This window comes from Flagellimonas aquimarina, assembly GCF_003149745.1.
Lineage (GTDB): Bacteria > Bacteroidota > Bacteroidia > Flavobacteriales > Flavobacteriaceae > Flagellimonas > Flagellimonas aquimarina.
The window spans coordinates 174,351-194,335 of record NZ_QGEG01000002.1 but is presented as its reverse complement, the minus strand read 5'-3'; the positions used below and the strand labels follow the sequence as shown (position 1 = coordinate 194,335).

General features: G+C 37.8%; 16 protein-coding genes. 5 read left to right on the top strand and 11 right to left on the bottom strand.

Features of this window, described 5'->3' with window-relative positions; genetic code table 11:
• Positions 1 to 127 precede the first annotated feature (127 nt).
• Positions 128 to 1,054 (bottom strand): malate dehydrogenase, encoded by a 927-nt coding sequence (locus DKG77_RS07600; RefSeq protein WP_109661847.1) that lies wholly within the window; start codon positions 1,052 to 1,054, stop codon positions 128 to 130.
• 245 nt (positions 1,055 to 1,299) lie between these two features.
• On the opposite strand from DKG77_RS07600, the gene DKG77_RS07595 reads away from it, so the two are divergent.
• Positions 1,300 to 1,668: a hypothetical protein gene (locus DKG77_RS07595; RefSeq protein ID WP_243414887.1), complete on the top strand. Its 369-nt coding sequence runs from the start codon at positions 1,300 to 1,302 to the stop codon at positions 1,666 to 1,668.
• Positions 1,669 to 1,750: 82 nt separating this feature from the next.
• Here DKG77_RS07595 and DKG77_RS07590 read toward each other — a convergent pair whose 3' ends face one another.
• The 3 genes from DKG77_RS07590 to asnB form a co-directional block, all read right to left on the bottom strand.
• Positions 1,751 to 2,764 (bottom strand): DUF6588 family protein, encoded by a 1,014-nt coding sequence (locus tag DKG77_RS07590; protein ID WP_109661845.1) that lies wholly within the window; start codon positions 2,762 to 2,764, stop codon positions 1,751 to 1,753.
• A 71-nt stretch (positions 2,765 to 2,835) separates the two neighbouring features.
• Entirely contained in the window at positions 2,836 to 4,776 is a 1,941-nt protein-coding gene (gene gyrB, locus DKG77_RS07585) for a DNA topoisomerase (ATP-hydrolyzing) subunit B (protein WP_109661844.1), read from the bottom strand.
• A gap of 249 nt (positions 4,777 to 5,025) precedes the next feature.
• Complete coding sequence (gene asnB, locus DKG77_RS07580; RefSeq protein WP_109661842.1) at positions 5,026 to 6,696, bottom strand: asparagine synthase B; 1,671 nt, start codon at positions 6,694 to 6,696, stop codon at positions 5,026 to 5,028.
• Positions 6,697 to 6,936: 240 nt separating this feature from the next.
• Between asnB and DKG77_RS07575 the strand changes: the two genes are divergently transcribed.
• Positions 6,937 to 7,470 (top strand): DUF2911 domain-containing protein, encoded by a 534-nt coding sequence (locus DKG77_RS07575; RefSeq protein ID WP_109661840.1) that lies wholly within the window; start codon positions 6,937 to 6,939, stop codon positions 7,468 to 7,470.
• A 47-nt stretch (positions 7,471 to 7,517) separates the two neighbouring features.
• On the opposite strand, the gene DKG77_RS07570 is transcribed toward DKG77_RS07575, so the two are convergent.
• The gene (locus tag DKG77_RS07570) at positions 7,518 to 9,140 is read right to left on the bottom strand and encodes an amidohydrolase (protein ID WP_109661838.1); all 1,623 of its coding nucleotides are present in this window, start codon (positions 9,138 to 9,140) and stop codon (positions 7,518 to 7,520) included.
• A 55-nt stretch (positions 9,141 to 9,195) separates the two neighbouring features.
• Entirely contained in the window at positions 9,196 to 10,287 is a 1,092-nt protein-coding gene (locus DKG77_RS07565) for an OmpA family protein (RefSeq protein ID WP_109661836.1), read from the bottom strand.
• A gap of 154 nt (positions 10,288 to 10,441) precedes the next feature.
• Here DKG77_RS07565 and DKG77_RS07560 point away from each other — a divergent pair, with 154 nt between their 5' ends.
• A complete protein-coding gene (locus DKG77_RS07560) occupies positions 10,442 to 10,864 on the top strand; it encodes a carboxypeptidase-like regulatory domain-containing protein (protein ID WP_109661834.1) in 423 nt (140 codons plus the stop codon).
• A gap of 49 nt (positions 10,865 to 10,913) precedes the next feature.
• Here DKG77_RS07560 and DKG77_RS07555 read toward each other — a convergent pair whose 3' ends face one another.
• The 5 genes from DKG77_RS07555 to DKG77_RS07535 all read right to left on the bottom strand — a co-directional run bounded on the left by DKG77_RS07555 (position 10,914) and on the right by DKG77_RS07535 (position 18,648).
• Positions 10,914 to 12,002, bottom strand: a complete 1,089-nt coding sequence (locus DKG77_RS07555) for an OmpA family protein (RefSeq protein WP_109661832.1) — start codon at positions 12,000 to 12,002, stop codon at positions 10,914 to 10,916.
• Between the two features lie 248 nt (positions 12,003 to 12,250).
• Positions 12,251 to 12,832 (bottom strand): SRPBCC family protein, encoded by a 582-nt coding sequence (locus tag DKG77_RS07550; protein WP_165819363.1) that lies wholly within the window; start codon positions 12,830 to 12,832, stop codon positions 12,251 to 12,253.
• Positions 12,833 to 12,908: 76 nt separating this feature from the next.
• Positions 12,909 to 13,679, bottom strand: coding sequence for a helix-turn-helix domain-containing protein (locus tag DKG77_RS07545; protein ID WP_417935476.1), 771 nt, complete (start codon positions 13,677 to 13,679; stop codon positions 12,909 to 12,911).
• A 180-nt stretch (positions 13,680 to 13,859) separates the two neighbouring features.
• The gene (locus DKG77_RS07540) at positions 13,860 to 15,611 is read right to left on the bottom strand and encodes a porin family protein (RefSeq protein ID WP_109663658.1); all 1,752 of its coding nucleotides are present in this window, start codon (positions 15,609 to 15,611) and stop codon (positions 13,860 to 13,862) included.
• A 13-nt stretch (positions 15,612 to 15,624) separates the two neighbouring features.
• Entirely contained in the window at positions 15,625 to 18,648 is a 3,024-nt protein-coding gene (locus DKG77_RS07535; RefSeq protein ID WP_109661827.1) for a tetratricopeptide repeat protein, read from the bottom strand.
• Positions 18,649 to 18,794: 146 nt separating this feature from the next.
• On the opposite strand from DKG77_RS07535, the gene DKG77_RS07530 reads away from it, so the two are divergent.
• Both DKG77_RS07530 and DKG77_RS07525 read left to right on the top strand, forming a co-directional pair.
• The gene (locus tag DKG77_RS07530) at positions 18,795 to 19,478 is read left to right on the top strand and encodes a cell division ATP-binding protein FtsE (protein ID WP_109661825.1); all 684 of its coding nucleotides are present in this window, start codon (positions 18,795 to 18,797) and stop codon (positions 19,476 to 19,478) included.
• A 2-nt stretch (positions 19,479 to 19,480) separates the two neighbouring features.
• Complete coding sequence (locus DKG77_RS07525) at positions 19,481 to 19,912, top strand: hypothetical protein (RefSeq protein WP_207785445.1); 432 nt, start codon at positions 19,481 to 19,483, stop codon at positions 19,910 to 19,912.
• Positions 19,913 to 19,985 lie beyond the last annotated feature (73 nt).

Sequence of the window (19,985 nt, the reverse complement as noted above, 5' to 3'; positions counted from 1 at the left end):
TTTTAGAAGTTTTCTTAAACAGCGTGCAAATATATCATTTCCCACAAGATTTGCCAATAGAATTTATGGGAATTACAAATGGGCGGTTTCCCGCCCATTTGTTTTAAATCTTAAAATGCATCAAAGTTTACAATTGAAGTAGGCCATTGGTTTTTTTAACTCCTTCGGCACTTTCTTGCATTTTGGCTTTTTCCGCATCGCTTAATTCGATTTCAACAATCTTCTCAATACCATTTCTACCCAACAGTACCGGCACCCCTATACAAATATCGTTAAGACCGAACTCTCCTTCCAACAATGTGGAGCACGGAAACATTTTTTTCTGGTCGCAAGCAATTGCCTGCACCAATCCAGAGACAGCTGCTCCGGGAGCGTACCAGGCACTAGTTCCTAAAAGCTTTGTGAGTGTAGCACCTCCTACTTTGGTGTCTTCAACTACCTGTTGCATACGGTCTTTGGACAAAAACTCAGAAACCTTAACACTATTCCTTGCCGCATGTCCAATTAGTGGCACCATACCTTTATCACTATGACCTCCAATGACCATACCGTCTATATCAGAGATTGGAGCTTCTAAGGCTTCTGCCAATCTATATTTGAAACGAGCGCTATCTAAAGCGCCTCCCATTCCTATGATTCTATGTCTTGGTAAATCTGTGGTTTTATGAACCAAATAGGTCATTGTATCCATTGGATTGCTTACCACTATCAAAATAACATTGGGAGAATGTTCCAAAAGACTAGAAGATACCGTCTTTACGATCCCAGCGTTAATCCCTATAAGTTCTTCTCGTGTCATTCCTGGCTTACGAGGAATACCTGAAGTGATTACAGCAATATCACTACCAGCCGTCTTAGAATAATCACTTGTACTTCCAGTAATTTTGGTGTCAAAACCATTTAGTGAAGCCGTCTGCATCAAATCCATTGCCTTGCCTTCAGCATATCCTTCTTTTATGTCCAATAAAACAACTTCTGATGCAAAATTTTTCATTGCAATATATTCGGCACAACTTGCACCAACGGCGCCTGCTCCAACTACGGTAATTTTCATCTTTATAGGTTTAAATTTTAATGGTTCAAAAATAAGGCATTTAGGTAAGAAAAAAACTGATTTTTGGCATTTTAGGTAATATCTATTTTCCTATGGCTTTGTAGGTAAATTATCCTTAATGTTAACGAAATATGCAGTTCAACGAAGAAATATAAACTAGATCTACCATACATCGAATTTGTAACAATAGTTCTTCATAAATCAGCGTTCTAATAATCCCAAATTATGTTTAACCTACTTAACCTATGAAAAAATTCTTTTCATTGTTGTCAATTGTATGCATAATTGCAATTAGTAACTGTACAAGTATTCCAGAAAACAATGACCCTATTTTGGGTATCTGGGCACGTGCGAACTCCGCTTCTGACAACAAAAATGAAAATACTACTCGAGAGGAGTGGATTTTCAACGACGTATACTTAGGTAGATATCAAAGTTATTCTGACTCTAACCTATTGTATTATACCGATTTTAAATGGTCTGAAGAAAATGGCGTTTATACCATTATTTATTCTGATACTGAAATAACCGATGTTAGTGTAAGTTTAGAACAGACCAATGACCCAGAAATATTAGCTCTGGATAATGGTACTGTCTTCGCCACCAGAGAGTAATCAAGAAGACGCGCAATATGAAAATTATAAAGGCCCCGACTTTCGTTGGGGCCTTTTATATTTTATATGATAAATCTATGGACTATCTAAATCCAAAGTTCACTCCAAATGTAAAGGTGCTAAACTCAGCAATATTATAGTCTGCGTTTAATCTAAAGAAACCTAACTTCAATTTTGTTCCAATATTACCGGAGACTCCACTAATATTATTACCAATTGCAAATGGGTCGTTATAAACGATTGGGGCACCAACGGTTGTTTCAATTTCATACCTACCTAAAATATCGGTATCGGCTTTTCCTGTGATATAATTTAGTCCTCCATAAAAATTGATGACCGGCAAACGAGTAGAAACTACGGCACTAAAGTTCCAAGAACTAAATTGGGCGTCAATACGTTGGTTTTCTCCATTTATGACATCTGTACTTGTAAAATCATACTCGCCACTTAATTTGGTGTATCCAATTACTGCAGAAATTGCAACAGGCAACAATTTATCTGCTGGAAGGTGTTTTGTGAAATCATGCTGAACCCCAAAGCCAATTAGCCCAATAGAGACATCATCTGTCTTTATTTTAGGTAAGAAGCGTGCTTTTACCTCTGTTCCTTTAATAAGACCTACACTAGCTTGAATGTATCCTGAAGGAACAAAGTTCAAATCTTCGGATGAAAGACCAGAAGGCAGTTCAAAGACTGTGCTAACTTGCTGGCCTTCAATGGTTGCGTTGACCGCAACATCCACCCCTTCAATGTCACCTAATGCAGTTGCAACCTCTTTGGAAGTACTGCCATCGGTAAACGTAAGGTTTTCATAATCTGCCGTATTCAATGTGAAGGCCTTTTTATCACCTTTATTTTTAAATCCAGTAATATTACCAATGATCGAAATTTCAAAACCGCCCAGTGGTTTTGCATCGGCTGAGTTATACCATCCATTGGAGATGCTATAAACCCCTGCTTCCGTAACTGGCGCGAGCCAAGCCGTTGTAAAACGCTCGGCATCATTTAAACCTGCAGCTAAAAGATCATTTAAGTTAGATTGCGCCATTCCTAAGGAAAAACTACACAATGCGAGTAAAAGAACAATTCTTTTCATCTTGTAAAATTTTTCCTAAAACTAAAAAACTCGCTTTGTAGGAGCGAGTTTTTGTTGTGAAATGCTATTATCTATACATCTATGTTCGCATAGACAGCATTTTTCTCTATAAATTCACGTCTTGGAGGTACCTCATCACCCATTAACATGGAGAAAATACGATCAGTTTCTGTCGCATTATCTATGGTAACTTGTCGTAAAGTTCTAAAATCGGGATTCATTGTAGTATCCCACAATTGCTCTGCATTCATTTCACCAAGACCCTTATACCGCTGAATACCGGCTCCACCATTCATGGACTCTACAATCTCATCACGTTCCTCATCGGTCCAGGCATATCTTCTTTTAGTACCTTTCTTAACCAGATATAATGGTGGGGTTGCAATGTAAACATGTCCTCCTTCTATCAATTCACGCATATATCTGAAAAAGAACGTAAGAATCAAAGTCTCAATGTGGCTACCATCCACATCCGCATCGCACATGATCACTACTTTGTGGTAGCGTAATTTTTCAAGATTTAATGCTTTACTATCCTCTTCGGTTCCAATCGTGACACCAAGTGCGGTGTAGATATTTTTAATCTCCTCGTTTTCAAAAACCTTGTGCTGCATGGCTTTCTCAACGTTCAAGATTTTACCACGTAGTGGTAATATTGCCTGAAATTTTCTATCTCTTCCTTGTTTGGCTGTTCCTCCTGCGGAGTCACCCTCTACCAAGAACACTTCACAATTGGCCGGGTCCTGATCTGAACAGTCTGATAATTTTCCTGGAAGACCTCCAATACTCATTACCGTTTTACGTTGGACCATTTCTCTAGCTTTCGCAGCTGCATGTCTCGCTGTAGCCGCCAAAACCACTTTTTGGACTATTACTTTTGCATCGTCTGGATGTTCTTCCAGATAATTAGTCAGCATTTCTGAAACTGCCTGACTTACCGCACTAGTCACCTCTCTATTACCTAGTTTAGTTTTGGTCTGACCCTCAAACTGAGGTTCTGCAACCTTAACCGAAACAATGGCTGTTAATCCTTCCCTAAAATCATCACCGGCAACCTCAAATTTTAGTTTATCAAGCATTCCAGAACTATCTGCATACTTTTTTAAAGTAGAAGTCAACCCTCTTCTAAAACCTGACAAATGAGTCCCCCCTTCGTGAGTGTTGATATTGTTCACGTAAGAGTGAAGATTTTCTGTAAACCCTGTATTGTAGACCATGGCCACTTCTACAGGAATTCCATTTTTTTCGCCCTCCATTGAGATTACACTTTGGATAAGTGGCTCACGATTACTATCTAAAAACTTGATAAATTCTTTTAATCCTTCATCAGAATGAAAAGTTTCCGAGATAAATTCTCCTTTATCATCTTTATTTCGCTTATCCGTAAGGGTAATCGTAACCCCTTTGTTCAAATAAGAAAGCTCACGCATTCTATTTGCCAAAGTGTCATAATTATATTCTGTGGTTTGAGAGAAAATAGTGTTATCTGGCATAAAGGTTACCTCCGTGCCCGTTTCTTTACTCTCACCTATACTTTTAACAGGGTATGAGGTTTTACCTCTTTCATATTCTTGCTCCCATACTTTTCCTTCTCTAAATACCGTAGCTTTTAAATGAACAGATAAAGCGTTGACCACGGAAACACCCACACCATGAAGACCTCCAGAAACTTTATAGGAGTCTTTATCAAACTTACCACCAGCACCAATCTTTGTCATTACAACTTCCAAAGCTGAAACTCCTTCTTTTTTGTGCAATCCTACTGGAATTCCTCTACCATTATCTTTGGTTGTTATGGAATTATCCTCATTGATAGTAACATTAATAGTATCACAATGACCACCCATGGCCTCATCAATGGAATTATCCACTACTTCATATACCAAATGATGCAATCCTCTGGAACCGACATCTCCAATATACATGGAAGGTCGCATACGTACGTGTTCCATCCCTTCCAGGGCTTGGATACTATCCGCTGAATATTGGTTTTTTTTAGCTTCTTCGCTCATATAATTTCTGTATTAGCCTTGAAATTTTCAAATCTTACAAATATAAGCAATACCCAGTGAAATTAGGTGCTTGAAGCCTTTTGCACCTCTCAAGTTATCAACAAGTGAATGTGGAAAAAAAGGTTTGGTTTTTTGGCTCAGAACTGACCATAAAATGCATCAAAAAGCCCCTTAAAAAGGGGCTTTTCTGACTAATTGAAAATGAAACAAAACGACATCTTCCTACTACATATCTCTTTGGTTGGTTAGTTATTTTGCATAGGCGTCTTCATGGACATTGGCTACAGCCCTTCCTGAAGGGTCATTCATATTTTTAAAGGCTTCATCCCATTCCAAAGCTATTTTGGTGCTACAAGCCACAGAAGGTTCTTGTGGAACGCTCAGTGCAGCGGCATCTGAAGGGAAATGCCCTTCAAAAATGGAGCGGTAATAATATTCTTCTTTGCTAGTAGGGGTCTGTATTGGAAATTTAAAATGTGCGTTAGCCAATTGTTCATCACTCACCTCCTGCTCTACCAGCTCTTTTAATGTATCTATCCAACTGTACCCTACACCATCAGAAAACTGCTCTTTTTGCCTCCAAGCCACACTGTGTGGCAAATAGGATTCAAATGCTTTACGAACAACCCATTTTTCCATACGCTCACCATTGATCATTTTGTCTTTTGGGTTGATACGCATGGCAATGTCCATAAACTCCTTATCCAAGAAAGGAACACGCCCTTCTATTCCCCATGCTGCAAGTGACTTATTTGCTCTAAGACAATCATACATGTGCAGCTTATCTAGTTTTCTTACTGTTTCTTCATGAAAATCTTTAGGGCTTGGGGCTTTGTGAAAGTATAGATATCCTCCGAATAGTTCATCTGCACCTTCTCCTGATAAAACCATTTTTATACCCATAGATTTTATTACCCTGGCCATTAAATACATAGGAGTGGAAGCCCTAATGGTAGTAATATCATAGGTTTCTAGGTTAAAGATTACATCCTTAATCGCATCTAAACCTTCTTGTATGGTAAACTTTATCTCATGGTGAATAGTTCCAATGTGCTCCGCAACTTTTTGGGCGGCCGCTAAATCTGGCGAACCTTCCAACCCTACTGAAAAAGAATGCAACTGAGGCCACCAAGCTTCTTTTGTATCACCTGATTCAATCCTCATTTGGGAATATTTTTTTGCGATTGCAGAGGTTACAGAAGAATCCAATCCACCAGATAACAACACTCCATAAGGTACATCTGACATTAGTTGACGATGAACCGCAGCTTCCAAAGCATCTCTAATCTCCATAATACCGGTTTCATTTTCTTTTACAGCTTCATAATCCATCCAATCCCTCCTATACCACCTTTTAAACTTACCGTCTTTACTATGTAAATAATGACCGGGAGGAAACAATTCAATTTTTGAACATATTCCCTCTAAAGCTTTAAGTTCTGAAGCCACATAAAAGGTTCCATTTTTATCCCATCCAATGTAGAGCGGAATGATTCCCATATGGTCTCTTGCGATGAAATACTCGTCTTTTTCACTATCATATATGGCAAAACCAAAGATTCCGTTTAGCTCATCAACAAAATCAACGCCCTTTTCTTGGTACAGTGCCAAGATTACCTCACAATCAGATTTGGTTCTAAACTCATAGTTTCCTTCAAACTGCTGTCTAAGCTCTCTATGATTATAAATTTCTCCGTTAGCCGCCAAAATTAATTTTCCATCAGCGCTGAAAAGAGGTTGCTTTCCAGATGCCGGATCTACAATGGCCAATCTCTCATGAGCCAGTATCGCTTTATCATCTGAATATATTCCACTCCAATCTGGACCTCTATGCCTAACTTTTTTGGACATTTCCAATAGTTGGGGTCTTAACGCTTCTGTACTTTCCTTAACATCAAACGCACATACTATTCCGCACATAACTTTTATTTAATAACAATTTTAATACAAATATGGCCCCATGGTTTCATTAATAAAACATTAAGCCATTATTTAGTTATAATTTGATATCAAATATTTGATATTAGAAGAGAATCAACACTATATAAAGTTATTTCACATAAATATTGAACATTTTGAAAGGTTGGCAAATTTTAACGTCTCTTTATAAAAACCTCATTTAATTACGCGCTAGTTTTGGGGACAACTAAAATTTTAATCATGAAAAATGTATTCTTACTTACTTTCTTAACCCTAGCAATGGTTTTTTCTACAGAAGCCACAGCCCAAAAGTTTGGTGGTTTAGATAAAAGTCCTGCGGACATTGCCGCTTATCCTTCCAGTTATAGAGTTTCGGATAAGGCCGTTCGTGTAATTTATAGTCGCCCTCAATTAAAAGGTCGAAGTCTTTCAGAACTTGCCCCTGCTGGTAAAGTTTGGAGAACTGGAGCTAACGAAGCGGCGGAAATCACCTTTTACAAGGATGCCACTGTTGGTGGAAAAGCTGTAAAAGCTGGAACGTATGCATTGTTTACAATTCCTGGAGAAGATGAGTGGACCGTTATTCTTAACAGCAATTTGAATCAATGGGGCGCATATTCATACGACAGTGCTTCAGATGTTGCTAGAGTAACTGCAAAGGCCAGTACTGATAGCGAGTCTTTGGAAGCATTCTCTATTGCTTTTGATGAAGCTGGAAGCAATATGGTCATGGGATGGGGAACCACTCGTGTTTCTTTAGCTATGAGCCTGTAATCAAAATAGTTTTAATGTTGAAAAAGCGAGCCCTTTGGCTCGCTTTTTTATTTTACTTGATTCCCTCCAACAAAAACCTGCTCTGCTTTTAAGTTGGGAATACCATCAACTGGCATGGTCATAATATCATCACTTAAAATCACAAAGTCAGCAAATTTGCCAACTTCTATACTTCCTTTTTCACTTTCTTCAAAATTTGAATGTGCTGCCCAAATGGTCATTCCCTTTAAGGTTTCTTCTCTCGAGAGTGCATCCTTCATTTGAAAACCTCCTTCAGGGTATTTTTCCAAATCTTGACGTGCAACAGCTGCATAAAATGTTAAAAAAGGACTTACATGCTCTACTGGAAAATCGGTACCTAAAGCCACCGTACCCGCTTTATCCAACAATGTTTTAAAGGCATAGGCACCTTGTACACGTGCCGCTCCCAAACGATCTTCCGCCCAGTACATATCACTGGTAGCATGTGTAGGTTGTATGGAGGGAATTATTCCATTTTCAAAATAATCAAAATCCGCTTCTGAGATTACCTGTGCATGCTCCACCTTCCATCTTCTATCTTGTTTACCTTCCAATGCTTTTTTATAAGCTCTTAAAACAACAATATTTGCAGAATCTCCAATGGCATGGGTATTCATCTGATATTCGGAAGCTGCTATACGTTCTGCCAAACCTTCAATTTGGTCTACTGGAGTAACCATTGCCCCAAAATGCCCTTCTTTATCTGAATACGGTTCTCTTAATGCCGCACCTCGGGAACCCAAAGCACCATCGCCATAAACCTTTACAGAACGCACATTTAACTTATCTGTCTTAATAATTCCCTTATCCAAATAATAATCCAGATTATCATTGGTATTACTCACCATAGCATAGACTCTTATTGACAATTCTCCTGCATTTTGAAGACTATCAATCAGCTCAATTGTGGATTTGTACAAGCCTGCATCGTTAACAGTGGTTAAACCATAATCCAAACATAAACGCTCTGCATCTTTTAAAGCCTGTATTTGGGTGGCCCTATTAGGCTGCGGAATAACAGCATCTATCATTCTCTGTGGATTGTCCACGAGTACACCTGTTATTTTTCCGTCTTTTTTTACGATTTCTCCTCCTTCAATTTGGGTACTGGCAGTAATCCCTGCTAAATCCAAAGCTTTTTGGTTCACCAAATATGCATGCCCATCTACTCTCTCTAAAGCAATTGGAGTATCAGGAAATAGTTCATCCAACTTTTCTTTTGTAGGAAACTCTTTAATGTCCCAATCGTTTTGGTCCCATCCTCTTCCTTGAATAAAATTGGCTGGGTGTTCTTTTTGAAAAGCCACAACTTTGTCAATAATCTCATCAAAACTAGAAGTGCCTACCAAATCAACAACCTGCTGGGTAAGGCCCAATCCATAAAAGTGACAATGTGCATCTATCAATCCAGGAACAATGGTTTTTCCTTTGGCATCTATCTCTTTCTTTGCTTTATATTTTTGATTGATGTTGCCTGTATTAGAAACGGCCACAATTATTCCATTATTTACGGCAATACTGGTTGCCTTGGAAAAATTGGCATCTACCGTATACACATTGGCATTGAAAACGATTAAATCTATCTCTTCTTTTGGGTTACAAGAGACAAATAAAAGAGTGATTGAAAAATAGAAAAGAAACTTATTCATTTTTGAAGGTTTCCTCCAAAAATAGAAAATGTAATCGTATGTATTTGTTATCCCCTTACTTATCTTCAAATTGGGTCATCACAAATTCTACTCTGCGATTAGAAAGATGGCTCTCTTTAATTTTCCCATTTCCGAGCGGTCTTGTATCCCCAACACCTTCCCAAACAATACGATTGTCGTCAATGCCAAGGTTTTTTAGATAAAGCGCGACTGCTCTAGCTCTTAAAGATGATATGAATTTGTTGTATCCAGGCTGCCCAACATTGTCCGAGTGTCCAGTAATCTTCATCTGCACCTCTGCATTTTCTTTGAGGTACTTGAATATTTTTTTGACGCTTGCTATCGCCTCCGCATCCAGTTCGTATCCTTTGGGTTCAAATGGGTTGCGCTCTAGAACGTATATCTTGTCTTTTTCATAATTAACCCTTGGCAACTCTTCCAGAGCTAAATTATCAACATAATAATAGGAGAAATCGCTTGATAATACAGCCCCCTCTTGATCTAACAACTCTGTATTTACATTGTTGCTAAAATTACCCACAATGATATGGTTTTCATAGCCTTTAGCCTCAAATTCAGCTGTTAGGGTAACCCAACCATCGGTGCTAGCCAATGATTTGTTCGGTTTTAGCCTTACCTTATGAAACGCTATATCCTCTTGTAAATCCATGCGTGAACCGGTTAAAGCTGAACCGTTTGGGAACTTTACTTTTTTATTGACCAATACAATGGACATATTTTTCAACGCTAAGCTAGATGTTTCGGCTAAACTTAATTGTAATGTAATTCTATAAGGATGTTTTTCTCTGAGCGTTTTACCTGTATTCAACTGAACATACTCACGGTAGTCATTTAATGCATAGAAATAAAGCCCTACATAGCCTGAGCCCTCAGCTGCTTTTTGAGAGCCTTTAAAGTTAGATGGTATTCCAAAATCACTTGATCCACATGCATTAAAATAGTCACCGGAACTTGACGTTGGCAAAGAAACATTCTCTAACAAAGTCCCAAAATTGGTGATGTTCAACGGGCAAGATTTGTAGTTTTCAAAGCTTGGGTTTAAAATTAAATTCTGTCCAAAAAGTGAAGCCCCTGTCAAAAAACAAAAGATGGTAAACAAAAAAATACGAGTAACCTTATAAAACATAGTTATGTTGATTTTAGGTTCTCGTACCGCCTATACAAACGTGATTTTTTAACCCATATTGTTTAACTTCAGTTTTTTTGGTGTTGTCAATTTCATCTTTATTATGATACTAACTTCCAATAAAATTCGTTAGTATAGTCCAAATCTTACTAGGATGCGCTTAGTGACCTATATGCTAGTATTGTGTATTGTTCCCTATTTTGGTCTTGGCCAAAATAAGATAACCGGTAAAGTTGTTGACCAGCTTGGATTTCCTGTTTACCGTGCTTCTGTTGAAATAAACGGAACGGACATTGTTACCTACACTGATTATGATGGCTCCTTTTTACTAAACAGTGAAAAAGACTTTCATTGGAAAATCAACATCAAGTCCAAAGGGTATAAACCAGAGTCTTTCTTTGTTTTAAGTGGTGGTAACGCCGGCAATATTGTCTTGGAATATGATGCTGATATAAAGAAACTCCTAGATGGTAGTTCTAGCTTACATCAAAAGTTTTATTGGGATTCATGGAACGAAGCAATTTTGTTCCCCAGATCGGAAAATCTTTTGGCAAGTGTTTTCAGTCTATCAAACTAATTGAATCGTTCTTCTTGCCGGTTTAAGGTTTCTTATTGATGATAGATCATCATTCATCTACAAATTCGGTCATCACAAATTCAACTCTGCGATTTTTTCTTCTTGCCTTATCTGTGAATGTGCTATCCAGAGGGATTTTATTTCCATAACCGGTATAGGTAATACGCTTTTTTTCAAGTCCCAATCTAATTAAATGGCGTGCAACGGTATTGGCCCTTTCATTGGACAGTACATCATTGTATTCTTCAGAACCCAAATCATCCGTATGTCCGCTAATGGATACTTTTAGGTTAGGGTTCTTTATTAGATACTCATAAACATCCTTCAAACTTTTTTTTGCTTTAGGCTCAAGCTCAAAGCGATCAAAATCAAAATTTACATGATTCAGCACGTAGCTCTGATTTGGCTTGTATTCGGGGCCCAAATAAATAAGGGTTACATCATCTAAATAGTAATATGAATATCCTTCATCATTGACCGTGTTCTTTCCAAAATCCAAATAATGCGTACCTCCGTTACTTTTAAAATTTCCTAAAACCAAGTTGTTTTCAAATCCTTTTGCGACCATGTCCAATTCAACTTGCATCCAGTTCTTTTTATCGTCATAAAATCCATGGGAAGAAAACTGTTTGGCATGAGTTGTTTTGGTAATCACAGAGGACAGGGTAGCATTGGAAAGCTGCCTCTTGGTATGAATGGATAACGGTTTTTCGGAAAACACAGCTCCAATATCCATTACCGCCCCATCGGATTTTTCAGAAAGACTCAAAGAAAGACTCAATTTATATCTATGCCCTTTTTTCAAGGTTTGGGATAACTGTACTTGGATATATTCTCTATAGTCTTTTGGAGCAAATAAATACAGACCGGCATAGCCGTTTCCTTCAAAAGCTTCTTGTTTTCCTTTAAAATTAAGTGGAATTCCTAGTTTGGTCTTGCTACATTCGTTAAAGTAGTCTGTGGTGCCAAGCGTTGGAGCACTCCAGTATTCTGCATCCTTGTTTAGATTGCTCATCTTAATAGGACATTCTACAAAATCTTCAAAACCGCCATTGTGCACCAGGTTTTGTGACACCGCCGATGAGAAAATCAGGGTAAAAAGTGAAAGGGGCCATATGTGAATAAATCGTAATCGCATGACTTCCAATTAAATTGGAGCAACCGACCTTGATTAATTAAGCAGGTCATTATTGAAGAATATAACGATTTTCCTAATGTTTTATTGCGTTTTTACTTACAAACGGACACTGTCTGATAGGTTCGCTCCTATTATCATCATTAGTCAAAACCAATAATTGTAAGATGTGTAACAAATACCTTTTCTCTACATAACAAAAAGATCCTGACAAATTCAGGACCTTTTTAACACCAACAAGAATCTTGTTTTTAGGAATACAATTTCTTGACCTTCCTAAAATTTTCCTTCGTCACCTTCTCTCCTGTCTTAGCGTGATGTTCAATAGCAATGAAATAATCTCGAATTAATTTTTTAAAACTACCTTTTGCCATAGCCCCCATAAATGCCGGTTTAGTTCGAAAGTGCATTTCAAATGTGATTTTACTTTTCCCATTCGCCAAGGCCTTTACACTATAATATGCCTTTGTATATTCTGAGTCCACAGGAAAACGACCAGCTTGATATACCGTATTGGTAAAACTCATTTTCTCTGGATTATAGTCTACCATTTTTTCTTTCAGGAATTTGGTTCCCTTTTCATTAAAGTGGCAAACTCTTTCTGCTCCTTCTCCGGCTTTCAACGACCCGTTAATGTAATTGGAGGAAATAATCTTGGGGTGCGAATAGGCTATTGCCCCATAATCTTCACCTATAATGGCCCAAACTTTTTCAGCAGGGAGATCAATTACTTTGGACTCAGTAAATTTTTGCACTTTTTTTTGTGCCCTAACTACCTGAGTGGACACCACGGTTAAAAGTAAAACCGCACTTACTACAACTGGACTTTTCATTTTTAAATTGATTTTAGAATGAAACAATATTTGATGAAGTAAAGTTGCTGTTCTTTGAAGTCTTTTCTTTGTTCTTTTAGGCCAAAGAATTGGACTTATGGTCCATACGGAACACTGAGGGAGAAACTGAAAACTGTTTGACAAAGGATTTAGAAAAACTGGACAGGTCCAGAAATCCGCAGTCATATGCAATATCTGATATCCTTAAATCCGTGCCCTTTAAAAGTTTTGATGCCTTATTTAGCTTTTGTTTTCGAATGTACTTTGCCGGAGAGTCCTTATAATGTTTGGCAAACTCCCTTTTAAAAGAAGATACGCTTAGGCTGGTCAACTTGGCCAGTTCGTCAATATTCAAGTTGTTGAAAATGTTTGTTTCGATCACAGATTTAAAATCGAACTCTATTGTAGAAAAAAGTCTTGAAATCAATTGTTTTAAAACTTCGGCATTATTGGACCTAGCCAATAACAACATAAGTTCTTTAAGTTTCAAACGCATTAGCTCCTCACTCACCAACGCGGGATTCTTAAAATAGAACTGAAGACTCTCAATATAATTTCCAAGAAGTTCGGAAGCTTCATATTTCTCTATTGGTGCTTGACTTACTTTGTCTAAATCCAGTAAAAAATTGGGAAAATCCTTGTCGTAAATCATTTTCAGCACATCTGGATATAAGTGTACCGCCACCGCCTCACAATACTCGCTCCCTGATCCTTTTACCATATCAGCAAGATAATTTCCGCACTGCAGTACCACACCTTCATGAGTATTTATCTGCATTGTATTGTTGGGCGTCATCAATTTAGAATTTCCATGAACCAAATAAAAAAAACATGCCTCATTGGGCATTCCATAAAAAAACCGAAAGGGTGGTGATACCACTGCCTTTTCGAATATTTTTTTTCCAAAAAGTTCGATTTGTCGGTGTTCTTTAATCACAAGTTTCCTATAATGATTAAAGTTAGGGGTTTACAATGAAAATGATAAGGTCTAAAAGTTCATTGACTTGTCATTTTAGTCCAATGACACTTAAAAATCAAACTTGTATGAAACCCCGGCAAGGGCCTGAAAACCTTGAACCCTAAAATTGGACCAACGCTGATAGTCATTATTGGCAATATTGGAGGCTTTTACAAAAACAGAAAGTTGCTCATTGAAACGGTACCCAACATGAGCATTGGCATCGAAAAAACTGTCCAACGTTACAATGGTAGAAGGAAATAAATTGGGCGGAGTACTTGCCAATGCCGTTGATATTAAATCCTCACGTTCTCCAACATAAAACAAACTAGCGCCAAGGTACCATTGTTTGTCTATTTGGTAATCCATGAACAAAGATCCTTTAATACTTGGCAAGTTCCACGCTGGGTTATCTGTTTCTGTATCGTAATCATAGAACTCAGCATTGATTCCTAAAGTAAAGTTTCGGTTTAGATCTATGTTCAATTCTCCAAAAATTCCAAGTGTTTTTACATCATCATAAAAGACCTGAAAGGAATTCCCATAGAAATAACCTTTTTCATCATCTCTTACTAAGTTCTGCGGATTTAAAAGGAACAATGGCTTTCTATTTTCTGCAGTGTACGAGCCTTTAATGTTATAACTAACGTTAGATAGCAATTGACCTTTTAAACCTAAGTATCCCTCGTATTGTTGATCTGTTGGCAATACGGATAAGGTTGGAGATACATAAGGGTTCTCCTGTACAAAATCATAATAAGAGTTTTGTTTTAGTTCCCCTTCTATTCCACCGTATGCGATTACGGTTTCATCCAGCAACCGATAAGAGGCGGTCACCGCCGGATAAATATAAAAATTGCTGTCGCTATTTTCCGTATCCAATCCATACACAAGATTGGCACCCAAATTAAGGGTAAGATCATCTCTTAGTATTAAAAGACTAGGGTTTACACCTGCTTGAAATTGGCTATAATTTATTTCACCATCGTTTACGGTATTGTTTAAAGATGCATTTTTAAAGTTTCCGTTTACATAATCCAATTTTGTGTTGATCGTCACCAACTCCTCGGTAATAGGCAGTTCTATGCTCGGGCTAATAACTGCCCGGTTCTCTCCTGATTCTGTAGCATCCCAAAACCGTCTCAACAAGATATTTCCCTTTTTAAAAAAGGAATCTTCCAAATTCAGATGTGCTTTCGCTTCAGCGTTAAAATAATTTTGTCTTTCATCAATTGTGCCAACAGTGGCATCATCAAAAGCACCATTTTCTATTCCGTACCAATTGTATAGTTGATGTTGGAGCCCAATGTCCGCGCCCCATTCCATGTCTCTATCTTTTTTAGCATAAGAAACATCAAATTTTGTATTATAAAAATCTGCATCCAGTGGTGTGGTTTCTATTGCTCCACGGGATGAATGATGGCTTAACCCAAAATCCAACAGGTCTTCTCCCCTATTAAATTCCCGGCTAGTATAAAGATCTACCAGAGCATTGTTGAAATTCCCAAGCCCTACCGAGGCGTATGAATTATACAAAGTAGGTGGCGGAGTTTTCTTTACTCTTGATGCTTTTCCTTTAGCAGGTGTAAATGTAGAGGCCACAGGAACGGAGAAAATGCTATAATTAATTTTCTTTTTTTGAAGGACGATGGAATCATTAAGGTTAGGAGTAGATTTTAATTTAAAGGCATCTGAAACAGTAGGGGAATACGGTTTTACAACAGTAACTGTTTCAGTGCCTATATCATCGGTTTCCTGCGCTAAAACAGTATCCCAAAGGCTCAAAAATAGAATGGATAATATATAGATGTTCTTGTACATGACTTGCTGTGATTTAGTTCCCATTTGGGTCTACTGAGGAATTACTTTGTGCTTCACGGGCCTTAATAATGGACAACTCTCCTTTTGCTTGGGCCACAATATCATCATACTCGGTAAAATTGGTGATTACACTTTCCAAGATATACGTTGCTTGAAAAGCATCCTCCAAACCATAAAAGTTCTTAGCCATAATAATAAGACCTTTTCCGCCCCATTTCTTATGCCCAGAATAGTCCTTTGCCAGTTTTTGAACAGATACATTGGAAGCTTCAAAGTCCTGGTTCTTATTTTTGAAATAGGCATCATAAAACCAAGCTTCTGCTGCCATTTCTCCAATTGCTATTTTCCTAACTTCTTTATATGCCGTCTCCGCCAATACTTCATTATTGGTTGCAATGGCCGAACGGGCAATCATAATTTGCGCATCACTCTTAATGCGATTATCAATTTTTGGGGCTTTCAACACCTTTTCTGCATATGTTATGGTCTGGCGATAATCTTTTTGTCCATAATAACCTTTCATTAAATTGGACTGTGCAAAGGTTCTGTTCTGTACAATCTCTGCAGTGTTCTCTAATTTTTCCAAATACGGTATGGCACTCTGGTAATCTTGTTTTCCAACGTAAATCTCGCAAACTCTGGTAAGTGCTTGCTCAGTAAATTCTCCATTGCCCCTATCTGCAATAATCTGATATTTGGGTAACGCCAGGTCCTTGTTCCCTTTTGAAAAATAAATCTGGGCCAAATTAAAATTCACCTTTAACGCATGAAGTCCGTTTGGAAATTCTTTTAGGTAATCTTCGTACCCTCGAATGGCCATGTCAGTTTTTCCTTCTACATATTTTCTCTCTGCGGATTCAAAACTTGCATTGTCCAGTTCAGTATCCGTAACTTCAACAAAATCCAAATTTCTTGCCCAAGCTGCATATTCACTAACCCTGCCTTCATCTACATACACCAATTTAGCTGTAGCCACAGCTTGTTTTGCTTCTTGCGTTTTTGGGTACTTCTGCACAACTGCCTTTAATTTTGTTAAAGCCTGGTCATTTCTATTGGCATTATAGTGCACTAGTCCTTGCCGCAACATGGCGCGCGGTGCGAATTTGCTCCTGCTAAATTCATCTACCAATCTATCATACGTTTGCAAACCAATGGATTCTTTGTTGCTTTTGATATAAGAATTACCAAGTTCAAATAGCGCGTCATCTCGTAAGGAAGATTTGGAATACCTGGTTAAAAATTGATTTAACTCATCAATCTTAACGGAATTATTTCCTAGAAATCCACTGCACATGGCTTTTTGGAATGCTGCATAATCTCTTTCTGGGCCATTTAGTTTTGAAGATTCATGATAAGCGGATTGAGCGGAGCGGTATTTACTGGTAACGAAGTAACTGTCCCCCAAGCGTAAATAACTATCGTTCAATCGTTCGTTATCATCTGTATCAGAATTCGTTACATTCTTAAAATATGCAACTGCCCTGCCATAATCTTTTAATTTAAAGTGGCAATATCCCAAATTATAGTCCAAGTCTTGGTATTCCTCCAATTTCTTTGAAGCTGGAAGTTTCTCAAATTGACTAAAATCTGTAAGTGCTTCATCAAAGCGATTTAGTCTGTACGCCGATTCAGCTTTCCAATATAAGGTCCGTGCTTCAAAATCTGGATTTTCTACACTTCTTAAGGATTTTGAAAACCTTTCAAATGCAGGCTCATAATCCCCATCCATAAACAATTCTATCCCTCTGTAAAAAGCTACTTTTTGATAGGTTTCCTTGCTTGCATAGCCCTTATTCTTTTCCAATAACACCATAGCCCCCTCAAAATTCTTGGAGGTGATATAAGAATCCACAAGCAATTCTTGTATTTCCTGTTGGTGCTCATCTTTAGGATACTTTTCCAAATAAGTGGTCATTACCTGCGGAACTGGTTCATAAGCATTTCCTATTTCATAGCTCAATCTTGCGTAGTTTAAAAGCGCGTCTTTTTGGATCTCTGCACTAAAATCCATTTCAGATGCATTTCTAAAAGCATTAAGCGCTTCTGGCTTTTTATCCAACTTCAAATAACATTCTGCCAAATGATAATAGGCGTTTTGTGAAACACTGTTTGTGCCTCCTATGATTTTATTAAACTGTTGAATGGCTCCTTCATAATCCCCTTTTTTATAGTGGCTATAGCCCGTTAGGTAGTAATCCGTATTACTCAGTTTGCCTCTTCTTCCCCTGTATTTTTTTAAATAGGGTATCGCTTCATCGTATTTTTCAAGGTTAAAGTAACTCTCACCTATGATTTTGTTTAGCTCTGATATTTCTTTTCGGTCGGACTTTGGCAAGTGATTTTTTGCCATGGCAATGGCTTCTTCAAAATTCCCAAGCTTAAAATTTAGGTCAGCTTGGTAATAGGAAAGCTTTTCATTGAGCAACTCAGGATCTGTAATCTGGTCAAAGCGTGCACTTGCTTCATCATAATCGTCCTGTTCATATGCAATGTATCCCAAATAATATTTTGCCTGCGAACCATATTTAGGTGAATTGCTCACCTTGCTCAAATAGCGTTCCGCAGCCTTGGGCTTTTTGGAAGCATATAGCGCATAGCCGTTATTGAAGTTAAAACGTTCCTTGTCTGTATTGGACATTGCAGACTGATCCACCTTTTTGTACCATTTTAAGGCGTAGGGGTATTTTCCTGTCTCAAAATAGTAATCGGCCACATCTAAAAAAGCAGAGTTTCGCTTTGTGGAGGTGGGATAGCGCTCTACAAAGTCCTCCATTTTTTTATCCGCTCCACGCTGACCCAATCTAATTGCGGCATTAGCTGAATAATAAGCGCTGTTAGCTTCGGTCTCAACATCCTTGGTTGTGACTTTTACTTTTTCAAAAACAGCCTGAGAGGCTTGATACTGTTGATTATTATAAAGGGCCAATGCATCTTGAAAAGCCTTGTCCTTGTGTGAATAAATTTTGGTTTCTTGAGCTCTAACAATAAAAAGAGCACCCAACAAAATGGGGAAAAGAAAGAGATTTTTTCGATTCATAGTGTTCTACGCTGTTCTCGATTGATTGTTTACATAACGTCAAAATTTGGGCCAAAGTATATTTGAAAGTGAAGAAGCGAAATTTGGACAGGCTTAACGCTTTATAATTTTAGAACTTAGTACCTTTATTTTTTTAATGTGAAACTATGCCCGAAACTATCGTAAAATTACAGGACGTCGCTGTTTTTCAAAATGAAAATTTAATTCTGAACAATATTACCCTGGAAGTCAAGAAGGGGGAGTTTGTCTACGTCATTGGAAAAACAGGAAGTGGTAAAAGTAGTTTTATGAAGACCCTGTATGCAGATATTCCTTTAAAACGGGGAACCGGAAGTGTGGTAGATTTTAATTTAAAAAAACTTCAAGAAAAAGACATTCCCTTCTTGCGGAGGAAATTAGGTATTGTTTTTCAAGATTTTAAATTACTTCCAGATCGTAACATAAACAACAACCTTCGTTTTGTTTTAAAAGCCACTGGATGGACAGATGCTGCGAAAATGGATAACAAGATCGAAGAGGTTTTGGACAAGGTAGGAATGAAAACCAAAGGTTTTAAATTTCCACATGAGCTTTCTGGGGGGGAACAGCAGCGCATAGCTATTGCCCGAGCGCTACTTAATGACCCAGAACTTATCCTAGCAGATGAGCCTACAGGAAACCTAGACCCCCAAACAAGCGTAGAGGTTATGAAGGTGTTGCAGGATATCAACCAAAGTGGACGTACAATAATCATGGCCACCCACGATTATGCACTCATCTTAAAATATCCCCACAAAACATTAAAATGTGATGGAAGCAAGGTTTTTGAAGTTATTCAAAAAGCGATATAATCATGATTCTTAAAAAACAAGATTGTAAAAGGGACAAAAAGTCTAGACCCTTTATTGGTATACTTCTATTTTTAATATCAATAGTTTTGATGGCCGTAACGGGGCCTGTAGGACTCATTTACGGTTTTTTTCAGCAATTGTTTACCAAAGGCTTGGGAGGAATAGGTGAGTTTGCTCTAAAAATTGCTGTCTCCATAGATCAGCTTGGGAATGTTATTATGCAACATCTTTTTAACTTATTATGGATAAAAAATGGAGGGTATGAATTTGGGAACAGCGATGAAACCATTTCTAGTGCTCTTGGTAAAAACAAGCAACTAGGCACATTATCTGGTTTTGGAAAGGCGATAGACAAAATTTTGGACAGTATAGATGCAAATCACTCTCTAAACTCTATAGACTACTATATTCAGCCTAACGAAAAGGACCGTTGACAAATAAATGAATATTGTTGACCAGTTAATCCTTTGACCGCCAAAAGTTTTTTGTTTATTTGTTAAAACTAAA

Coding starts and splice junctions, on each gene's coding strand:
- DKG77_RS07600 (WP_109661847.1), bottom strand. CDS start 1,054: ATGAAAATTACCGTAGTTGGAGCAGGCGCCGTTGGTGCAAGTTGTGCC.
- DKG77_RS07595 (WP_243414887.1), top strand. CDS start 1,300: ATGAAAAAATTCTTTTCATTGTTGTCAATTGTATGCATAATTGCAATT.
- DKG77_RS07590 (WP_109661845.1), bottom strand. CDS start 2,764: ATGAAAAGAATTGTTCTTTTACTCGCATTGTGTAGTTTTTCCTTAGGA.
- gyrB (WP_109661844.1), bottom strand. CDS start 4,776: ATGAGCGAAGAAGCTAAAAAAAACCAATATTCAGCGGATAGTATCCAA.
- asnB (WP_109661842.1), bottom strand. CDS start 6,696: ATGTGCGGAATAGTATGTGCGTTTGATGTTAAGGAAAGTACAGAAGCG.
- DKG77_RS07575 (WP_109661840.1), top strand. CDS start 6,937: ATGAAAAATGTATTCTTACTTACTTTCTTAACCCTAGCAATGGTTTTT.
- DKG77_RS07570 (WP_109661838.1), bottom strand. CDS start 9,140: ATGAATAAGTTTCTTTTCTATTTTTCAATCACTCTTTTATTTGTCTCT.
- DKG77_RS07565 (WP_109661836.1), bottom strand. CDS start 10,287: ATGTTTTATAAGGTTACTCGTATTTTTTTGTTTACCATCTTTTGTTTT.
- DKG77_RS07560 (WP_109661834.1), top strand. CDS start 10,442: ATGCGCTTAGTGACCTATATGCTAGTATTGTGTATTGTTCCCTATTTT.
- DKG77_RS07555 (WP_109661832.1), bottom strand. CDS start 12,002: ATGCGATTACGATTTATTCACATATGGCCCCTTTCACTTTTTACCCTG.
- DKG77_RS07550 (WP_165819363.1), bottom strand. CDS start 12,832: ATGAAAAGTCCAGTTGTAGTAAGTGCGGTTTTACTTTTAACCGTGGTG.
- DKG77_RS07545 (WP_417935476.1), bottom strand. CDS start 13,679: ATGCCCAATGAGGCATGTTTTTTTTATTTGGTTCATGGAAATTCTAAA.
- DKG77_RS07540 (WP_109663658.1), bottom strand. CDS start 15,611: ATGTACAAGAACATCTATATATTATCCATTCTATTTTTGAGCCTTTGG.
- DKG77_RS07535 (WP_109661827.1), bottom strand. CDS start 18,648: ATGAATCGAAAAAATCTCTTTCTTTTCCCCATTTTGTTGGGTGCTCTT.
- DKG77_RS07530 (WP_109661825.1), top strand. CDS start 18,795: ATGCCCGAAACTATCGTAAAATTACAGGACGTCGCTGTTTTTCAAAAT.
- DKG77_RS07525 (WP_207785445.1), top strand. CDS start 19,481: ATGATTCTTAAAAAACAAGATTGTAAAAGGGACAAAAAGTCTAGACCC.